This is a genomic window from Streptomyces sp. Z26, from assembly GCF_003665095.1.
Lineage (GTDB): Bacteria > Actinomycetota > Actinomycetes > Streptomycetales > Streptomycetaceae > Streptomyces > Streptomyces phytohabitans.
The window spans coordinates 2,754,450-2,770,272 of the sequence record NZ_RCHV01000002.1; the positions used below are offsets into that span (position 1 = coordinate 2,754,450).

Consider the following 15,823-nt stretch of genomic DNA (forward strand, 5'->3'; position numbering starts at 1 on the left):
GCTGCTCGTGGGACACGCCGATGCCGCGAGCCGACATACCGCGAAGGGGACCGTACCGACGGATCGCATACCGAAGGGCCCGGTTACGGACGCGAGTCCCCGGGCCACCACGGTATGGAGGTGTGCTGGTGACGCATGACGGTCGCACGCACCGTGCGGTCGTACGCAGTGCCGTCCTACGCGGCGCTGCCGTACGGCACGGGACGGGGCGAGCCGTCCGGTGTCAGGAAGCGAGGACCTCGTCGAGCAGGGCCTCGGCCTTGTCCTCGTTGGTCTTCTCCGCCAGGGCCAACTCGCTCACCAGGATCTGGCGGGCCTTGGCGAGCATGCGCTTCTCTCCGGCGGAGAGGCCGCGCTCACGCTCACGGCGCCACAGGTCGCGGACGACCTCGGCAACCTTGATCACATCTCCGGAGGCGAGCTTCTCGAGGTTCGCCTTGTAACGCCTGGACCAGTTGGTCGGCTCCTCGGCGTACGGTGCGCGCAGCACCTCGAAGACCCTGTCCAGCCCGTCCGAACCGACAACATCCCGAACGCCCACGAACTCGGCATTGTCCGCCGGGACACGCACCGTAAGATCGCCCTGCGCGACCTTCAGAACCAAGTAGGTCATGTCCACGCCTTTGATCTGGCGAGTTTCGATAGCCTCGATCAGCGCGGCCCCGTGATGGGGATAGACCACGGTGTCGCCAACCTTGAACGTCATGTGTCAGGTACCCCTTCCGTGGCTATCCATGCTAACACGTGAACGGCCCGTTCTGAATGACGTTTTCGCAGGTCAGGGCATATTTCGGGGCTTGACAAGGGGCCCCGTATCGTGCTGTGAACAGTGTGTGCGGCGGGGTATTCGCAGGTCGGGGGCGGTCCGCGAGGGGCGTGAAACGCATGGGTCACGGCGGGGTAAACCTTGATTCGTGGTGTGTTATGCCCGTTTTGTCCGTGCTGGGAGTGCCGACCGTTCGGCTGTTCCCGGGAATTGGTCCCGCGTTCGAGTTGATCAATTCCCCCGGGCCTTCCCACCGGGCCGCGCATTCTTTCCGGAGAATCGCGCACAAGGACGTGCCGGCGATATCCGCCCGCCGTACGGCAGCACCCGTACGGCGCCACACGCCCGCCCGGGGAGGGGTGGGTGCGGGCCGGAGGACCCGGGGTCGGTAGCCTGAGCCGTCAGCAGACCACCGTCCGCGACCGGGCACGCCGTTCGGCCGCCAGAGCTCGTCCTAGGAGATGCCGCCGCCGTGAGCAGCAGCCTTCGACGCGGCGTCCTCGCCGCCAGCGCCCTCGCGCTCTCCGTCGCCACTCTCACCGCCTGCGGTGCCGGGAACAACGCCGAGACCCTCGGCGTGAAGCCGGACAACGCCGCCGCCTCCGAGGGCGACATCGAGGTCCAGGCCGCCAACGTCATCACGTCCGGTGACGGCTCCGGTCCGGCCGCCGTCACCGCGCGGATCTTCAACGCGGGCGACAAGGACCAGACGTTGAGGCAGGTCCGCCTCAACGGGACCGCCCTCAAGGTGGAGTTGACCCCCGCCAAGGGCGAGAAGGGCAAGGCCCTGCGCGTACCCGCCGGGGGCGAGCTGGCGCTCGGCGGCGCGGGCAACGCCTCCGCCGTCGTCGTCGAGGGCGCGTCGGCGCTCAAGAACGGCTCGGCGCAGTCGGTGACGTTCGACCTCAGCTCGACCGGCGACGTGAAGCTGCGGGCGCTCGTCGTGCCGGACGACCACGGCACGTACAAGTCGTTCGGGCCGAGCGTCCAGCCGTCCGTCCCCGCCGGGGAGTCGCCGTCCGGGAAGCCGGACGCGAAGAACCCGAGCGGCTCGCCGTCCCCCTCGGACGGCGCGGGCACCGAGGGCGGCACCGACGCGGACGCCGGTGACCAGGAGCGCCGGCCGGGCGGCGGCGAGTCGCCCCAGCCGGGCGCCACGGCGGGCGCCGGTACGAACGGCGGCGCCGAGTCCGGGGCGGGCGCCGAGGAGCCCGCGGCGGGCGCGGGCGGCGACGAGCACGCCGGGCACTGACGGCACACGGCGCCGCGGGCGCCGTTCGCGGCCGGTCCGTACGTACCGTTCACGCGGTCACGGACCGGCCGCGCCGTACGTACGGAGCGCGGCGTACGTGACTCCCCCGGGCGTCCGGACACCGGAACGGCGCCGCGCCGTGGCACCCACCCCGGTGACGGGGGCGGGGACCGCGGCGCGGCGCCGTGTACGGGCGTACGTGCGCCCGGCCGTACGTGCTCCGGGTCGGCTCAGGGCTCGAACTTGTAGCCCAGGCCGCGCACCGTCACCAGGTACCGGGGAGCGCCCGGGTCCGGCTCGATCTTCGCGCGCAGCCGCTTCACGTGGACGTCCAGCGTCTTGGTGTCACCCACGTAGTCCGCGCCCCAGACCCGGTCGATCAGCTGCATGCGGGTCAGCACCCGGCCCGCGTTCCGCAGCAGCATCTCCAGCAGGTCGAACTCCTTCAGCGGCAGGTCGACCTTGCCGCCGCCGACCGTGACGACGTGCCGGTCCACGTCCATCCGGACCGGGCCCGCCTCCAGCGCCGCCGGGGTGACCTCCTCGGGCTCGCCGCGGCGCCGCAGCACCGCCCGTACCCGCGCGACCAGCTCGCGGGACGAGAAGGGCTTCGTCACGTAGTCGTCGGCTCCTATCTCCAGCCCGACGACCTTGTCGATCTCGCTGTCCTTCGCCGTCACCATGATCACCGGCACGTTGGAACGGCCGCGCAGCTGGCGGCACACCTCCGTGCCCGGCAGCCCCGGCAGCATCAGGTCCAGCAGCACCAGGTCGGCGCCGTTCCGCTCGAACTCGTCGAGCCCTTCCGGCCCCGTGGCCGCGATCGCGACCTCGAAGCCTTCCTTGCGCAGCATGTACGACAGTGCGTCGCTGAACGATTCCTCGTCCTCGACGACGAGCACTCGGGTCACGGGAGGACCTCCGGGGCAGAAAGGTGTCGGTCGGAAGTGAAGGTCTCTTCGCCGTCCTCGTCCTCGAAGTCGGCGGGGTCCTGAAGTGCGCCGCTCAGGCGGTTCCGGCCGCGCCGGTGCGCCTCGGCCTTCTCCCGCGCGCTGCCCGCCTCCGGCAGCCGCAGGGTGAAGGTGGAGCCCTGTCCTTCGGCGCTCCACACCGTGACCTCCCCGCCGTGCGAGGCAGCCACGTGCTTGACGATGGCGAGGCCGAGGCCGGTCCCGCCCGTCGCCCGGGAACGGGCGGGATCGACGCGGTAGAACCGCTCGAAGATCCGCTCCCTGTCGACCGACGAGATCCCGATGCCCTGGTCGGTCACCGCGATCTCGATCAGGTCGCCGCCGGGCGCCGCTATCCGCCGCCCGGCGATGCCGACCCGCGTACGGGGCGGCGAGTAGTTGACGGCGTTCTCGACGAGGTTGCCGAGGGCCGCCGCGAGCTGGCCGCGGTTGCCCCACACGTGCAAGTCGGCGATGCCGCCGGCGGCCAACGTGATCTGCTTGCTGCCCGCCGTCTGACGACAGCGGTCGACGGCCTCGTCGACCAGCCCGGCCACCGAGATCGGCTCGGAGTCCTCCAGCGGGTCGTCGTTCTGCACCCGCGAGAGGTCGATCAGCTCCTGCACCAGACTGGTCAGCCGGGTCGCCTCGATCTGCATCCGCCCGGCGAACCGCGTCACCGCCTCCGGGTCCTCGGCCGCGTCCGACACGGCCTCGGAGAGCAGCGACAGGGCGCCGACCGGGGTCTTCAGCTCGTGGCTGACGTTCGCCACGAAGTCCCGCCGTACGGCCTCGATCCGGCGGGCCTCCGTCAGGTCCTCCACCAGCAGCAGGACCAGGCGCGAGCCCAGCGGCGCGACCCGCGCCGAGACCGCGAGGGCGTCGCCGCGGCTGGAACCGCGCCGGGGCAGGTCCAGCTCGATCTGGCGTATCTCGCCGTCGCGGCGGGTGTCGCGCGCCATCAGGAGCATCGGCTCGACGGCGAGCTGCCCGCCGCGTACCAGCCCCAGGGCGTACGCGGCGGAGCTGGCCTTGACGACGGCGTCCGACTCGTCGAGGACGACGGCGGAGGAACGGAGCACGGAGAGGACGGTGTCGACACCGGGCGGCAGCACGGCTTCGGAGTGCAGTGACGTCCGGGTGGGCCGGGCCTGCTCCCGTTCGCTCCAGCGGAACGCCAACACGGCGATCACACCGGTGCAGACACCGGCGATCGCTGCCGCTGCGGCAACCGCCGCGTTCACGTCCATGCGTCCAGGTTATGCGGGATCTGCGACCCCGCCCCAGCCCTTCCCGCCCCGACTCGAACACTCGTCCCTCAGAGTTCACCTCGGTGTCGGGGCTGATTCACTTAGGAGGACGGAAGCGGACGCATTGCCGCTCGACGGTGGGACCGCCGGGGGCCCCGCTCCCAAGTTTTACGCCATGCGAGGGAAGGACACTCATGCGGGACGCGTACCACGAGGAGCTGGACTCCATCAGCGACAGCCTGGTCGAGATGGCCCGGCTGGTCGGCTCCGCCATCGGCCGCGCCACGACGGCGATGCTGGACGCGGACCTCAACCTGGCCGAGAGCGTCATCGCCGCCGACGAGAAGGTGGACGTCCTCCAGCGCGACCTGGAGAGCCGCGCCATCCAGCTGCTGGCCCGGCAGCAGCCCGTCGCCACCGACCTGCGGATCGTCGTGACCTCGCTGCGGATGAGCGCCGACCTGGAGCGCTCCGGCGACCTGGCGCAGCACGTCGCCAAGGTGACCCGGCTGCGCTTCCCCGCCTCGCCCGTACCGCGCGACCTCCAGGCCACGCTGCTGGAGATGGGGCAGCTGGCGCAGCGGCTGATGGCGAAGGCGGCCGAGGTCATCATCACGAAGGACGTCGACCTGGCGCTCCAGTTGGAGCAGGACGACGACAAGATGGACGACCTGCACCGCACCCTCTTCCAGCACCTGATCGACGAGCGCTGGAAGCACGGCATCGAGACCGCAGTGGACGTCACCCTCCTCGGCCGCTACTACGAGCGCTTCGCGGACCACGCCGTCTCCGTCGCCCGCCGCGTCGTGTACCTGGTGACCGGTGACTACGCGGACGAGATGGACGGCGTCGCCACCACCGACGGCACGGCCCCCGTCGAGAGCGCCTGACGCGCCCCGGCGTACTCCCGTACCGCCGTACCGCCGCACCGCCGCACCGCCGTACTCCCGGAGGGCGGGGCCCCGCCCTCCGGTGTGGTGGGCGGCGTCTGTTTGGATCGCGGCATGGGTGAAGAGAACGTGAAGAGGATCGGGATCCTGCTGTTCCCGGACGTCGAGGAGCTGGACGCCGTCGGGCCGTGGGAGGTCCTGTCGTACTGGACGCGCAACTTTCCCGCCGACGGCTGGCAGGTGTGCTGCCTCTCCCCCGACGGGGAGCCCGTGACCTGCGCCAAGGGGCTCACGATCGCCGCGCACCACGCGGCGGCGGAGGCGCCCGCGCTGGACGTGCTGCTGCACCCCGGCGGCCAGGGCACGCGGCCGCAGCTGACGGACGAACGGCATCTGGAATGGGTACGGGAGCAGCGGCGGACGGTGCCGCTGATGACGAGCGTCTGCACCGGTTCGCTGGTCTACGCCGCGGCCGGACTGCTGGCGGGGCGACCGGCGACGACGCACTGGGCGTCGCTGGAGCGGCTGGCGGAGCTGGACCCGACGATCGACGTACGGGCCGAGGAACGGTTCGTCGACGACGGCGACGTGGTGACGTCGGCCGGGGTCTCGGCGGGCATCGACATGGCCCTGCACCTGGTGTCCCGGCTGGCGTCGCCGGAACGGGCACGCCAGGTGCGCCGCGGCATCCAGTACGACCCCCGGCCCCCGGTCTGACCCACCGCGGCCCCGGGCCGCGCCACGCACCTAAGGGCGCGGAACGGGGGCCGGGGCACGAAGCTGCTTCTTCTTGCCCTGGGTTCTCACTACCCGACCTTTTGTTCGGAACGGTTTGTCGCTCCCGACGCGAACAACTTCGGCGTCACCGAGCAACGACACTCCGTCCGTCCGCTGCGAACGGGTGGGAGATGTTCGGTACGGTTTCTCATCTTCAGACCGAACAAATTGGGGTGGATCGTGGGCAGGCCGTCACGAGCAAGCGTCTACCAGGGGATGTACGACGCGGTCCAAGAGCTCAAGGAGCGGTTCGGGGGGCTCCCCACCCCTGCCGAGGCCGAAGACATCTGGTCCGACCTGTGGCACGAGGAAGCCCACAACAGCACAGCGCTCGAAGGCAACACGCTGGTACTGCGGGAGGTGGCGAAGCTACTGGAAGACGGCAAGGCCGTCGGCGCCAAGCCGCTTCGCGACTACATGGAGGTACGGGGCTACGGTGACGCCGCCCAGTGGGTCTACGGCCAAGCCCTCGATCCGGGTGATTGGTCGGACGGATCCATCATCACCGTGCAAGAAGTACGGCACATCCACCATGTCCTCATGACTCCCGTCTGGACCGTCGAGCCGCACCCTGACGCTTCGGACTTCGAAGGGCCCGGCAACTTCCGACAGCACGAGATCGCCGCCTTCAGCGAAGGCATGAAGCCACCGCCCTGGACGGAGGTCGACCACCTCGTACGGGACTGGGTGGCAGACGGAGACGCTTTGCGGATGGAGAACGACGAGGTCACCACACCCGAGAAGTTGGCACGTCTCCACAATCGATTCGAACAGATCCACCCGTTTCTGGATGGAAATGGCAGAACGGGTCGCCTCGTCATGAACCTCCTACTCGGCCGCATGGGCTACCCTCCCGCGATCATTCACAAGCGCGACCGGGACAAGTACCTGAAGGCCATGCACAGAGCCGACAAGGGGGAAGACGGCCCACTCGCTGAGCTGATCGCCCGGAGTGTGACCACCAACCTCTACCGCTTCGTCCTGCCAGCGGTGGCGGGGCCTGTGAAGCTCGTACCGCTGGCTGCTCTGGCGACGGACGGCATCTCGGAGAACGCCCTGCGCGTGGCTGCCGCACGGGGACGGTTGAGAGCGGTCAAGGCCGAGAACGGCTCATGGCGCAGCAGCAGGAAGTGGCTGGAGCAGTATGTGGAGTCGAAGTACCAAAGGACGAGCAAGAGCGCAGTGAGCTGACGCTCCACGGTCCGCGGACGGCCCACGTCCAGCAAGAAGCCCCCTCCCCGGCGGCAGAACCGCGGGCAGGGGGCTCTCGTGTGCCGGGCTACTTCTTCTTGCCCTGGTTCTTGACCGCCTCGATGGCCGCCTTCGCCGCGTCCGGGTCGAGGTAGGTGCCGCCCGCGGTGACGGGGCGGAAGTCGGCGTCCAGCTCGTACGCGAGGGGGATGCCGGTGGGGATGTTCAGGCCGGAGATGTCCGTGTCCGAGATGCCGTCGAGGTGCTTGACCAGGGCGCGCAGCGAGTTGCCGTGCGCCGCGACCAGGACGGTGCGGCCGGTGAGGAGGTCCGGGAGGATGCCGTCGTACCAGTACGGCAGCATGCGCGTGACGACGTCCTTCAGGCACTCGGTGCGCGGGCGCAGTTCGCCGGGGATGTCGGCGTAGCGCGGGTCGGCGCTCTGCGACCACTCGGCGCCGTCGGCCAGCTCGGGCGGCGGGGTGTCGTACGAGCGGCGCCACAGCATGAACTGTTCCTCGCCGAACTCGGCGAGCGTCTGCGCCTTGTCCTTGCCCTGGAGCGCGCCGTAGTGCCGCTCGTTCAGCCGCCAGCTGCGGTGCACGGGGATCCAGTGCCGGTCGGCGGCGGTCAGCGCGAGGTTCGCGGTGCGGATGGCGCGCTTCTGGAGGGAGGTGTGCACGACGTCGGGGAGGAGTCCGGCGTCCTTCAGCAGCTCACCGCCGCGGACCGCCTCCTTCTCGCCCTTCTCGTTGAGATTGACGTCCACCCAGCCGGTGAACAGGTTCTTCGCGTTCCACTCGCTCTCGCCGTGGCGGAGGAGGATCAGCTTGTACGGTGCGTCGGCCATGCCCCGAGACTAATCGACCCGTGGTACAGGGGTTCGGGTGCCCTCGGCGGGTCCGGAACGGGTCCGGAACGGGTGCGGTGGCGCGTTCAGCGGGCGTCGCCGCCGTCCGGCGCCGCGTCCGGCGAGGCGTCCCGTTCGCCGGTGAGGTGGGTGAACGCGGCCAGGTTGCGGGTGGACTCGCCGCGGGAGGCGCGCCACGCGTACTCGCGGCGGATCGCCGTGGCGAACCCCATCTCCAGCAGGGTGTTGAACGAGCCGTCGGCGTTCTCCAGGACCGTGCCGAGCAGCTGGTCGACGCCCTCCGGGGTGACGGCGGCGAGCGGCAGGCGGCCGACGAGGTAGATGTCGCCGAGCCGGTCGATCGCGTAACTCACGCCGTACAGCCGGGTGTTGCGCTCCAGGAGCCAGCGGTGGACGGCGGCGTGGTTCTCGTCGGGGCTGCGGACGACGAACGCCTGGACGGAGAGGGAGTGCCGACCGACCGCGAGCGAGCAGGTCGTGGAGAGCTTGCGGGTGCCGGGGAGCGTGACGACGTACGTGCCGTCCGACGGGCTCTCCCACTCCAGTCCGGCGTCGCGGAGGGCGCCTTCGAGCACGGCGGAGGGGGAGTCCGGGTCGGAGGGGTTCGGCTCGGTGGGGTTCGGCTCAGCCATGCACGGATCGTAGGCGACCGTCCTCCTCCCGCATCGCCTCGGCGTACACCTCGGCGGTGCCCGCCGCCGTCGCGTCCCAGCCGAAGTCCCGCGCGTGCCGGGCCGCCGCCGCGCCCATCCGGGCCACGCGCGGGGCGTCGTCGACGAAGCGGCGGAGGGCGCGGGCGTACGCGGCGGGGTCGTGCCCGTCGACGAGGTAGCCGGTGTGCCCGTCCCGTACGGCCACGGGCAGGCCGCCGACGGACGCCGCGACCACGGGTGTGCCGCACGCCTGGGCCTCGACGGCGACCAGCCCGAACGACTCGCTGTACGACGGCATGACCAGCGCGCTCGCCGCCCGGTACCAGTCCGCGAGCCGCTCCTGCCCGACCGGCGGCCGGAAGTGCACGAGGTCCGCGATGCCCAGCCGGGCGGCCAGCTTCTGGAGTTTCTCCGGCTTGGCCAGGCCGGAGCCGCTGGGGCCGCCGACGACGGGTACGAGGAGGCGGCCGCGCAGCGAGGGCTGCTCCCGTACGAGGGCGGCGACGGCGCGCAGGAGGATGTCGGGCGCCTTGAGGGGCTGTATGCGGCCCGCGAACAGCGGGATCAGCGCGTGCTGCGGCAGGCCGAGGCGGGCGCGGGCGGCGGCGCGGCCGTCGGCGGGGTGGAAGCGTTCGAGGTTGACGCCGGGGTGGACGACGGCGGTCTCGCGGGGGTCGGCGTCGTAGTGGCGTACCAGCTCGTCGGCCTCCTCGGCGGTGTTCGCGATGAGGCGGTGGGCGGCCCGTACGATCTGCGTCTCCCCGATCACGCGCGCGGCCGGTTCGGGGGTGTCGCCCTCGGCGAGCGCGGCGTTCTTGACCTTCGCCATGGTGTGCATGGTGTGCACGAGGGGGACGCCCCAGCGCTGGGAGGCGAGCCAGCCGACGTGCCCGGACAGCCAGTAGTGCGAGTGCACCAGGTCGTAGTGGCCGGGGCGGTGGCCCGCCCACGCCTGCATCACGCCGTGGGTGAACGCGCAGAGCTGCGCGGGCAGTTCCTCCTTGGCGAGGCCCTCGTACGGACCCGCGTCGACGTGGCGTACGAGGACGCCCGGCGCGAGTTCCACGGCGGGGGCCAGCTCGGCGGTGGTGGCGCGGGTGAAGACCTCGACCTCGATGTCGAGGGCGGCGAGCTGCCGGGCCAGTTCGACGATGTAGACGTTCATGCCGCCCGCGTCGCCCGTACCGGGCTGGTGCAGGGGTGAGGTGTGCACGCTGAGCATCGCCACGCGGCGCGGGCGGCGGGCCCGGCCGAGGGCGCGGGGCGGGCGCGACGCGGCGGTGAGGCGGGGTGAGGGGGCGGGGTCGGCGGCGAACCCGGGGGCTTCCGGCGCGGCGGCGGACGGAGGCGGTACGGGCTCGTACGGCGGTGGGCCCGGCGGGGTGGCGGGTGTGCCGTGGGTAGGGTCGTCCGGGCCGTCGGGCCCGGGTGCCTGCTGGCTCACTCTCCGTTGCCTCCTCGTGGTGACCTGCGCCCACGTCGCCCACGGCTCCGGCCATGGACCGTGCTGGGCCACAGGTCTCAACACCGGGAGGGTTGCCCGGCATTTCGACTTTGCCGAATCTTGACCGAAGGGCGTCGGCGGGACGGTGGCGCACGGGCGGCCACCCGGCCGCCTCGCGGCCACCGCCTAAGCTCTCCGCATGCCCCCGACCGGCCCCGTGCCCGCGCGCCGCCCCGTCGGGACGGTGACCCGGGGCACGACCCACCCCAACCGGCTGCGCCGCATGGACCGTTGGATCGCCCGTACCCACGGCCCGGCCCTCCGCCGCTGCGACGGCCCGCCGCTCGCGGTCGACCTCGGCTACGGCGCCGCCCCCTGGACCGCCGTCGAACTGCTGCTGCGGCTGCGTCGCGTACGCGGTGACGCGGAGGTCGCCGGGCTGGAGATCGAGCCGGAACGGGTTGCGGTGGCGAAGCCGTACGAGCGCCCCGGGCTGACCTTCCGGCACGGCGGCTTCGAGGTCCCGCTGCCGCGCGCGCCGCTGCTGATCCGGGCGGCGAACGTGCTGCGGCAGTACGCCGAGGACGAGGTCCCGGCCGCGTGGGAGCGGCTGTGCGGGCGGCTGGCGCCGGGCGGGCTGCTGGTGGAGGGGACGTGCGACGAGATCGGGCGGCGGCACGTGTGGGTGGCGCTCGGGCCGGAGGGGCCGCGTACGGTGACGTTCGCCGCACGGCTCGCTTCGCTGGAGCAACCCTCCGACCTGGCCGAGCGGCTACCGAAGGCGCTGATCCACCGGAACGTGCCGGGAGAGCCCGTGCACGCGTTCCTGCGCGACTTCGACCGCGCGTGGGCGACGGCCGCGCCGTACGCCCCGTACGGCGCGCGCCAGCGCTGGGTACGCGCGGTGGCGGCGCTGGCCGCGCGGTGGCCGGTCGCGGACGGGCCGCGGCGGTGGCGGTACGGCGAGGTGACGGTGCCGTGGGCGGCGCTGGCGCCGGCGGGCGGACCGGCGCGCGGCTGAACGGCGGGCGCGGGGGCCGTGGGCCCCGCACCGGTCCCGGCGGGCCGGGCCCGTCAGGGCGCGTGCGGGGTGCCGAGCGCGGCGAGGAGGGCGTCGACCAGCTCGCGGTCCCGCTCGTACGTCAGCCGCACGCGCGCGGCCTCGGGCGTCAGCCAGACCACGCGGTCGACCTCGCTGTTGGGGAGGAAGGCTCCGCCGGTCGCCTCGGCGGCCCAGTAGCGGACCTCCTTCGGGCGGCACTGGGACTCGTAGCGCGCGGTCGGCAGCCGTACCCCCGGCACGCACTCCATGCCGGTCTCCTCGCGCACCTCGCGCAGCGCGCCGTCCAGCGGGTCCTCGCCGCGCTTGAGCTTGCCCTTCGGGTGCGACCAGTCGTCGTACTTGGGCCGGTGCACCAGGGCCAGCTCGATGCCGCCGCGTCCGTTCCGCCCGCCGCGCCCGTTCCGCCCACCGCCACCGTTCCCGCCGTCCCCGGCCGTGCGGCGCCACAGCACGCACCCGGCGGCCAGCACCGGCCTGCCGGGCCCGCTCCCGGCGGGGCCGCCGGGCCCGTGAGGAGTCGCCGCCGTCACCGCGTGCCTCCCCGCTCCCCCGTACGCGCCGTCCACAGCCGCCCGAACGCGAACCGCGCCGCCTCCACCTCGTGCCGCTGGTCGGCGTGCAGCACGCCCAGGGCGTACGCCGTCGCGGGCGCGATGCGCGGGGTGCGCGCCGCCGACGCTGCGGCCGAAGCCGCCTCCGCCGCGTCGCGGTGCCGGTCGAGCGCCCGGCTGGCCGGGGCGAGCCGCTGGTCGGCGTACGGGTCGACGGCCGCGCGAGCGTGCCCGTCCGGCCCGTGTGGGCCGCCCGCGCCCCGCCGCGTACGGGCCGTCCCGGCCGCGTCCGGCGCGGGCGGCTGCTCCGCGTCCGCCGCGTCGCCCTCGTCGGCGTCCATCCGCAGCAGCACCTCCTGCGCGTAGCGGTGCAGCCGCAGCAGCAGCCGTACCTGGTGCCAGGACGTGTCCCCCTGCACCTCGGCGGCGAGCGAACGGGACAGGGCCTCCGCGTTGTACGGGTGCTCCGCGCGCGCCAGCGGCAGCATGTCCACGGCGTCGTTCAGCCGCCGGCGCGCCGCCTCCGCGAGCGGCGGCAGCACCTCCTCGGCCGTACGCCCGTCGGTGTCCGGCGCGATCGGCGCCTCCGAGGCGAGCACGGCGACGGCGTCGGCGACGGCGTGGAAGCGGGACGAGCCGAGCGCCTGGAGCGCCGCCGAGTGCGCCCGCGTACGGGCCAGCGTGAGCTGCCGCTCCAGCAGCGCGCCCGCGCGCGCGGCGCCCACCGGGAGCGCGCCGCCCGCGGCCGTCCCGCCCTTGCCCGCCGGGGCGAAGCCGGGTCCGCTGCCGTCGCTCGCCAGCCGGTGCAGCGCGGCGAGCAGCCGGTCGAGGCGGGCGGCGTACGCGTACTCGCGCGCCAACGTGCCCGACAGCCAGCTGAGTTCCGTACGGAGGTGGTCGGCCCACCCCGTGTCGACGAGCGGGCGGTACGTGTGCAGCGCCCCGCTCATCCGCCGCGCCGACCGGCGCAGCTGGAGCACGGCCGCCGTGGCCTCCGCCGCCGCCTCCGGGCTGCCCGCGCTCTCGCCGTGGACGCGCAGGCTGCGCAGGAAGCCGGTGGCCTCGGTGTGCAGGTACGCGCCGAGCACGTCACCGGCCGCCGCACCCGGCCCCGTACCGGCCGTGGTCGGCGCGGCCCCGGCCGCCGGGGCCCCGGTCGCCGCCGCCGGTCCCGGCACGGTGATCGCCCGCGCGCCCGCCGCGCCCCCGACCCCCGCCGCACCCGCCGCGCCGTCCGGCGTCGGCCGGGCCGCCGCCCGCGCCGCGACGCCCGCGCGGCCCCCGGCCGCGTCGCGCGCGGCGCGGAGGGGCGGTCTGCCCGGCCGGGCGCCCACCCGCTCACCCGTGGCCGGTGCGCCCGTGTCCCCCTGCTGCCCCATCACTCCCCCTCCCGGGCACCGGACGTGCCGCGATGCCGTTCCCCCGGTCGGCCCGCGGCCCCCGCCGCGGCCCGGACCACGGCGCTCGCGCCGTCCGTACGTGCCGCGGCCGCCCCGGCGTGGGGCGGGTGCGGCGGGTCAGGTCGCCGGGGCACGTCGGCGCCTCCGGGCGTCGATCAGCGTTTCCTGGATGTTGCGCAGCGGCCGTCCGTCCGCGTCGTGGGCGACGCGCGTCCAGTCGCCGTCGGGGCCGAGGTGCCAGGACGCGGTGGTGTCCGCCGTCCCGGTGTCCAGCAGCCCGTTCAGCGAGGCGCGGTGCGCCGGGTCGGTGACCCGGACCAGCGCCTCCATGCGGCGGTCGAGGTTGCGGTGCATCATGTCGGCGCTCCCGAACCACACCTCGGGGTCGCCGCCGTTGCCGAAGACGAAGACCCGGGAGTGTTCGAGGAAGCGCCCGAGTATGGAGCGCACCCGGATGTGTTCGCTGAGCCCCGGCACCCCGGGGCGGAGCGCGCAGATGCCGCGCACCCAGATGTCGACCGGTACGCCCGCCCGCGACGCGTGGTACAGGGCGTCGATCACGTCCTCGTCCACCATCGAGTTGACCTTGATGCGGACGTACGCGGGGCGGCCCGCGCGGTGCTGGGTGGCCTCCCGCTGGATACGGGTGACCAGGCCGTCGCGGAGCGAGCTGGGCGCGACGAGCAGGCGGCGGTAGGTGGCGCGGCGGGAGTACCCGCTGAGCCGGTTGAACAGGTCCGAGAGGTCCGCGCCGACCTGCGGGTCGGCGGTGAGCAGCCCCAGGTCCTCGTAGACGCGGGCGGTCTTCGGGTGGTAGTTGCCGGTGCCGACGTGCGCGTAGCGGCGCAGGGTGTCGCCCTCCTGGCGGACCACGAGCGACAGCTTGCAGTGCGTCTTCAGGCCCACGAGCCCGTAGACGACGTGGCAGCCGGACTCCTCCAGCTTCCGCGCCCACTTGATGTTCGCCTGCTCGTCGAAGCGGGCCTTCAGCTCGACGAGCACCAGCACCTGCTTGCCGGACTCGGCGGCGTCGATGAGGGCGTCCACGATCGGGGAGTCGCCGGAGGTCCGGTAGAGCGTCTGCTTGATCGCCAGCACGTCCGGGTCGGCGGCGGCCTGCTCCAGGAACGCCTGCACGGACGTGGAGAAGGAGTCGTACGGGTGGTGCAGCAGTACGTCGCGTTCGCGAAGGGCCGCGAAGATGTCCGGGGCCGACGCCGACTCCACCTCGGCCAGGTCCCGGTGCGTGCCCGCGACGAACTTGCGGTACTTCAGGTCCGGCCGCTCCATCGCCGACGCGATCCCGGACAGCCCCGTCAGGTCCAGCGGGCCCGGCAGCGGGTACACCTCCGCGTCCCGCACCTTCAGCTCGCGGATCAGCAGGTCCAGCACGTACGGGTCGATGGACTCCTCGACCTCCAGCCGTACGGGGGGCCCGAAGCGGCGGCGCATCAGTTCCTTCTCCAGCGCCTGGAGGAGGTTCTCGGTGTCGTCCTCCTCCACCTCCAGGTCCTCGTTCCGCGTGACCCGGAACATGTGGTGCCCCAGCACCTCCATGCCGGGGAACAGCTCCTCCAGGTGCGCCGCGATCACGTCCTCCAGCGGCACGTACCGCTGCGGCGACGCCTCCAGGAACCGCGACAGCAGCGGCGGCACCTTCACGCGTGCGAAGTGTGTGTGGCCGGTGACCGGGTTCCGTACGACGACGGCGAGGTTGAGCGAGAGGCCCGAGATGTACGGGAAGGGGTGCGCCGGGTCCACGGCCAGCGGCGTCAGCACCGGGTAGATCTGCTGCCGGAAGAGGGTGAACAGGCGCGCCTGCTCCTTCTCCGTCAGCTCCGGCCAGCGGACGAGGTGCAGGCCCTCCTCCGCCAGGGCGGGCGCGATGTCCTGCTGGAAGCAGGCGGCGTGCCGCGCCATCAGCTCCCGCGAACGGTTCCAGATCAGCTCCAGCACGTCGCGCGGCTGGAGCCCGGACGCGGAGCGCGTCGCGACGCCCGTCGCGATGCGGCGCTTCAGCCCGGCCACGCGGACCATGAAGAACTCGTCGAGGTTGCTGGCGAAGATGGCCAGGAAGTTGGCCCGTTCCAGCAGCGGCGTCTCCGGGTCCTCGGCCAGCTCCAGCACCCGCTCGTTGAACGCGAGCCAGCTGCGTTCCCGGTCCAGGAAGCGGCCCGCGGGCAGGTCGCCGGTCGCGTCGTCGGGGCCGCGGCCCTCCTCGTACGTGTCCGGGTCGGAGTCGAGGTCCGGGTCCAGGTCCGGCCCGTCGCCGCCGGAGCCCGCCGTACGGCCCGCGACGTCGGGGCGGGGCCGGGCGGCGGCGTGCGGCCGGTGCGCGGCGATCGCGCCGACGGACGGCTGGGGGCGGGCGGCGGCGGACGGGCGGGGGTCCGGCGTGGGGGCGTTCTCCGTACGGGAGTCGCCCGTACGGGAGTCCCGCGTACGGGAGTCCTGCGTACGGGAGTCCTGCGAGCGCGTTTCCTGCGGGCGGGTCCGGGGGCCGGTGGCGTCGGCGGGCTGCGGCACGGCTGGCTGGCTCATGTACCCATTGTTCCGCCCGCTCACCGCGCCCGGCGCGGTGAGCGGCGTGCCTCCGGTGGGGCGCGGCGCCCGGCCGGGGCGCGGCGAGCTGGCGGCTGGCTGCATTCCGCGATGCTCGCAAGCGAGTCTGAATCGATGGTTAAGCGAACATGGCGGCCAGGGGATCACCGTGTTGCCGGGCAGGACGCGCGGGTCCGGTGCGCGGGGCGCCCGTACGAGCGCGT

14 protein-coding genes are annotated in these 15,823 nt (G+C 73.2%); 5 read left to right on the forward strand and 9 right to left on the reverse strand.

All coding sequences use genetic code 11. The features are described 5' to 3' along the window. Positions 1–223: 223 nt before the first annotated feature. Positions 224–706 (reverse strand): CarD family transcriptional regulator, encoded by a 483-nt coding sequence (locus D7M15_RS12145; RefSeq protein ID WP_121517532.1) that lies wholly within the window; start codon positions 704–706, stop codon positions 224–226. A gap of 532 nt (positions 707–1,238) precedes the next feature. Between D7M15_RS12145 and D7M15_RS12150 the strand changes: the two genes are divergently transcribed. Then, the gene (locus tag D7M15_RS12150) at positions 1,239–2,018 is read left to right on the forward strand and encodes a DUF461 domain-containing protein (RefSeq protein ID WP_206337355.1); all 780 of its coding nucleotides are present in this window, start codon (positions 1,239–1,241) and stop codon (positions 2,016–2,018) included. Between the two features lie 230 nt (positions 2,019–2,248). On the opposite strand, the gene D7M15_RS12155 is transcribed toward D7M15_RS12150, so the two are convergent. Together D7M15_RS12155 and D7M15_RS12160 are read right to left on the reverse strand one after the other, a co-directional pair. After that, positions 2,249–2,929, reverse strand: a complete 681-nt coding sequence (locus tag D7M15_RS12155; RefSeq protein WP_114024325.1) for a response regulator transcription factor — start codon at positions 2,927–2,929, stop codon at positions 2,249–2,251. Beyond that, positions 2,926–4,218 carry an ATP-binding protein gene (locus D7M15_RS12160; protein ID WP_121517533.1) on the reverse strand — a complete coding sequence of 431 codons (1,293 nt, stop codon included), beginning with the start codon at positions 4,216–4,218 and terminating at the stop codon, positions 2,926–2,928. The genes D7M15_RS12155 and D7M15_RS12160 overlap by 4 nt, the downstream gene beginning before the upstream one ends. Positions 4,219–4,412: 194 nt before the next feature. Here D7M15_RS12160 and phoU point away from each other — a divergent pair, with 194 nt between their 5' ends. The 3 genes from phoU to D7M15_RS12175 all read left to right on the forward strand — a co-directional run bounded on the left by phoU (position 4,413) and on the right by D7M15_RS12175 (position 7,076). After that, complete coding sequence (phoU, locus tag D7M15_RS12165) at positions 4,413–5,108, forward strand: phosphate signaling complex protein PhoU (protein ID WP_121517534.1); 696 nt, start codon at positions 4,413–4,415, stop codon at positions 5,106–5,108. A gap of 114 nt (positions 5,109–5,222) precedes the next feature. After that, positions 5,223–5,825, forward strand: a complete 603-nt coding sequence (locus tag D7M15_RS12170; protein ID WP_206337356.1) for a DJ-1/PfpI family protein — start codon at positions 5,223–5,225, stop codon at positions 5,823–5,825. A 276-nt stretch (positions 5,826–6,101) separates the two neighbouring features. Next, a complete protein-coding gene (locus D7M15_RS12175) occupies positions 6,102–7,076 on the forward strand; it encodes a Fic family protein (RefSeq protein WP_121517535.1) in 975 nt (324 codons plus the stop codon). 88 nt (positions 7,077–7,164) lie between these two features. On the opposite strand, the gene D7M15_RS12180 is transcribed toward D7M15_RS12175, so the two are convergent. The 3 genes from D7M15_RS12180 to mshA form a co-directional block, all read right to left on the reverse strand. Further along, on the reverse strand, positions 7,165–7,926 hold the full coding sequence (locus tag D7M15_RS12180) for a phosphoglyceromutase (protein WP_121517536.1): 762 nt from the start codon (positions 7,924–7,926) through the stop codon (positions 7,165–7,167). 86 nt (positions 7,927–8,012) lie between these two features. Next, positions 8,013–8,579 (reverse strand): YbjN domain-containing protein, encoded by a 567-nt coding sequence (locus D7M15_RS12185; RefSeq protein ID WP_121517537.1) that lies wholly within the window; start codon positions 8,577–8,579, stop codon positions 8,013–8,015. Further along, the gene (mshA, locus tag D7M15_RS12190) at positions 8,572–9,822 is read right to left on the reverse strand and encodes a D-inositol-3-phosphate glycosyltransferase (RefSeq protein ID WP_121520661.1); all 1,251 of its coding nucleotides are present in this window, start codon (positions 9,820–9,822) and stop codon (positions 8,572–8,574) included. Before mshA ends, D7M15_RS12185 begins: the two co-directional genes overlap by 8 nt. Before the next feature lie 421 nt (positions 9,823–10,243). Here mshA and D7M15_RS12195 point away from each other — a divergent pair, with 421 nt between their 5' ends. Next, positions 10,244–11,065, forward strand: coding sequence for a class I SAM-dependent methyltransferase (locus tag D7M15_RS12195; RefSeq protein WP_206337357.1), 822 nt, complete (start codon positions 10,244–10,246; stop codon positions 11,063–11,065). 53 nt (positions 11,066–11,118) lie between these two features. Here D7M15_RS12195 and D7M15_RS12200 read toward each other — a convergent pair whose 3' ends face one another. From D7M15_RS12200 to D7M15_RS12215, 3 genes are all read right to left on the reverse strand, one after another. Beyond that, positions 11,119–11,637, reverse strand: a complete 519-nt coding sequence (locus D7M15_RS12200; protein ID WP_240649271.1) for an NUDIX hydrolase — start codon at positions 11,635–11,637, stop codon at positions 11,119–11,121. Beyond that, positions 11,634–13,037, reverse strand: a complete 1,404-nt coding sequence (locus D7M15_RS12210) for a CHAD domain-containing protein (RefSeq protein ID WP_240649276.1) — start codon at positions 13,035–13,037, stop codon at positions 11,634–11,636. The genes D7M15_RS12200 and D7M15_RS12210 overlap by 4 nt, the downstream gene beginning before the upstream one ends. Before the next feature lie 138 nt (positions 13,038–13,175). Next, positions 13,176–15,599, reverse strand: coding sequence for an RNA degradosome polyphosphate kinase (locus D7M15_RS12215; protein ID WP_240649278.1), 2,424 nt, complete (start codon positions 15,597–15,599; stop codon positions 13,176–13,178). Positions 15,600–15,823: the final 224 nt, after the last annotated feature.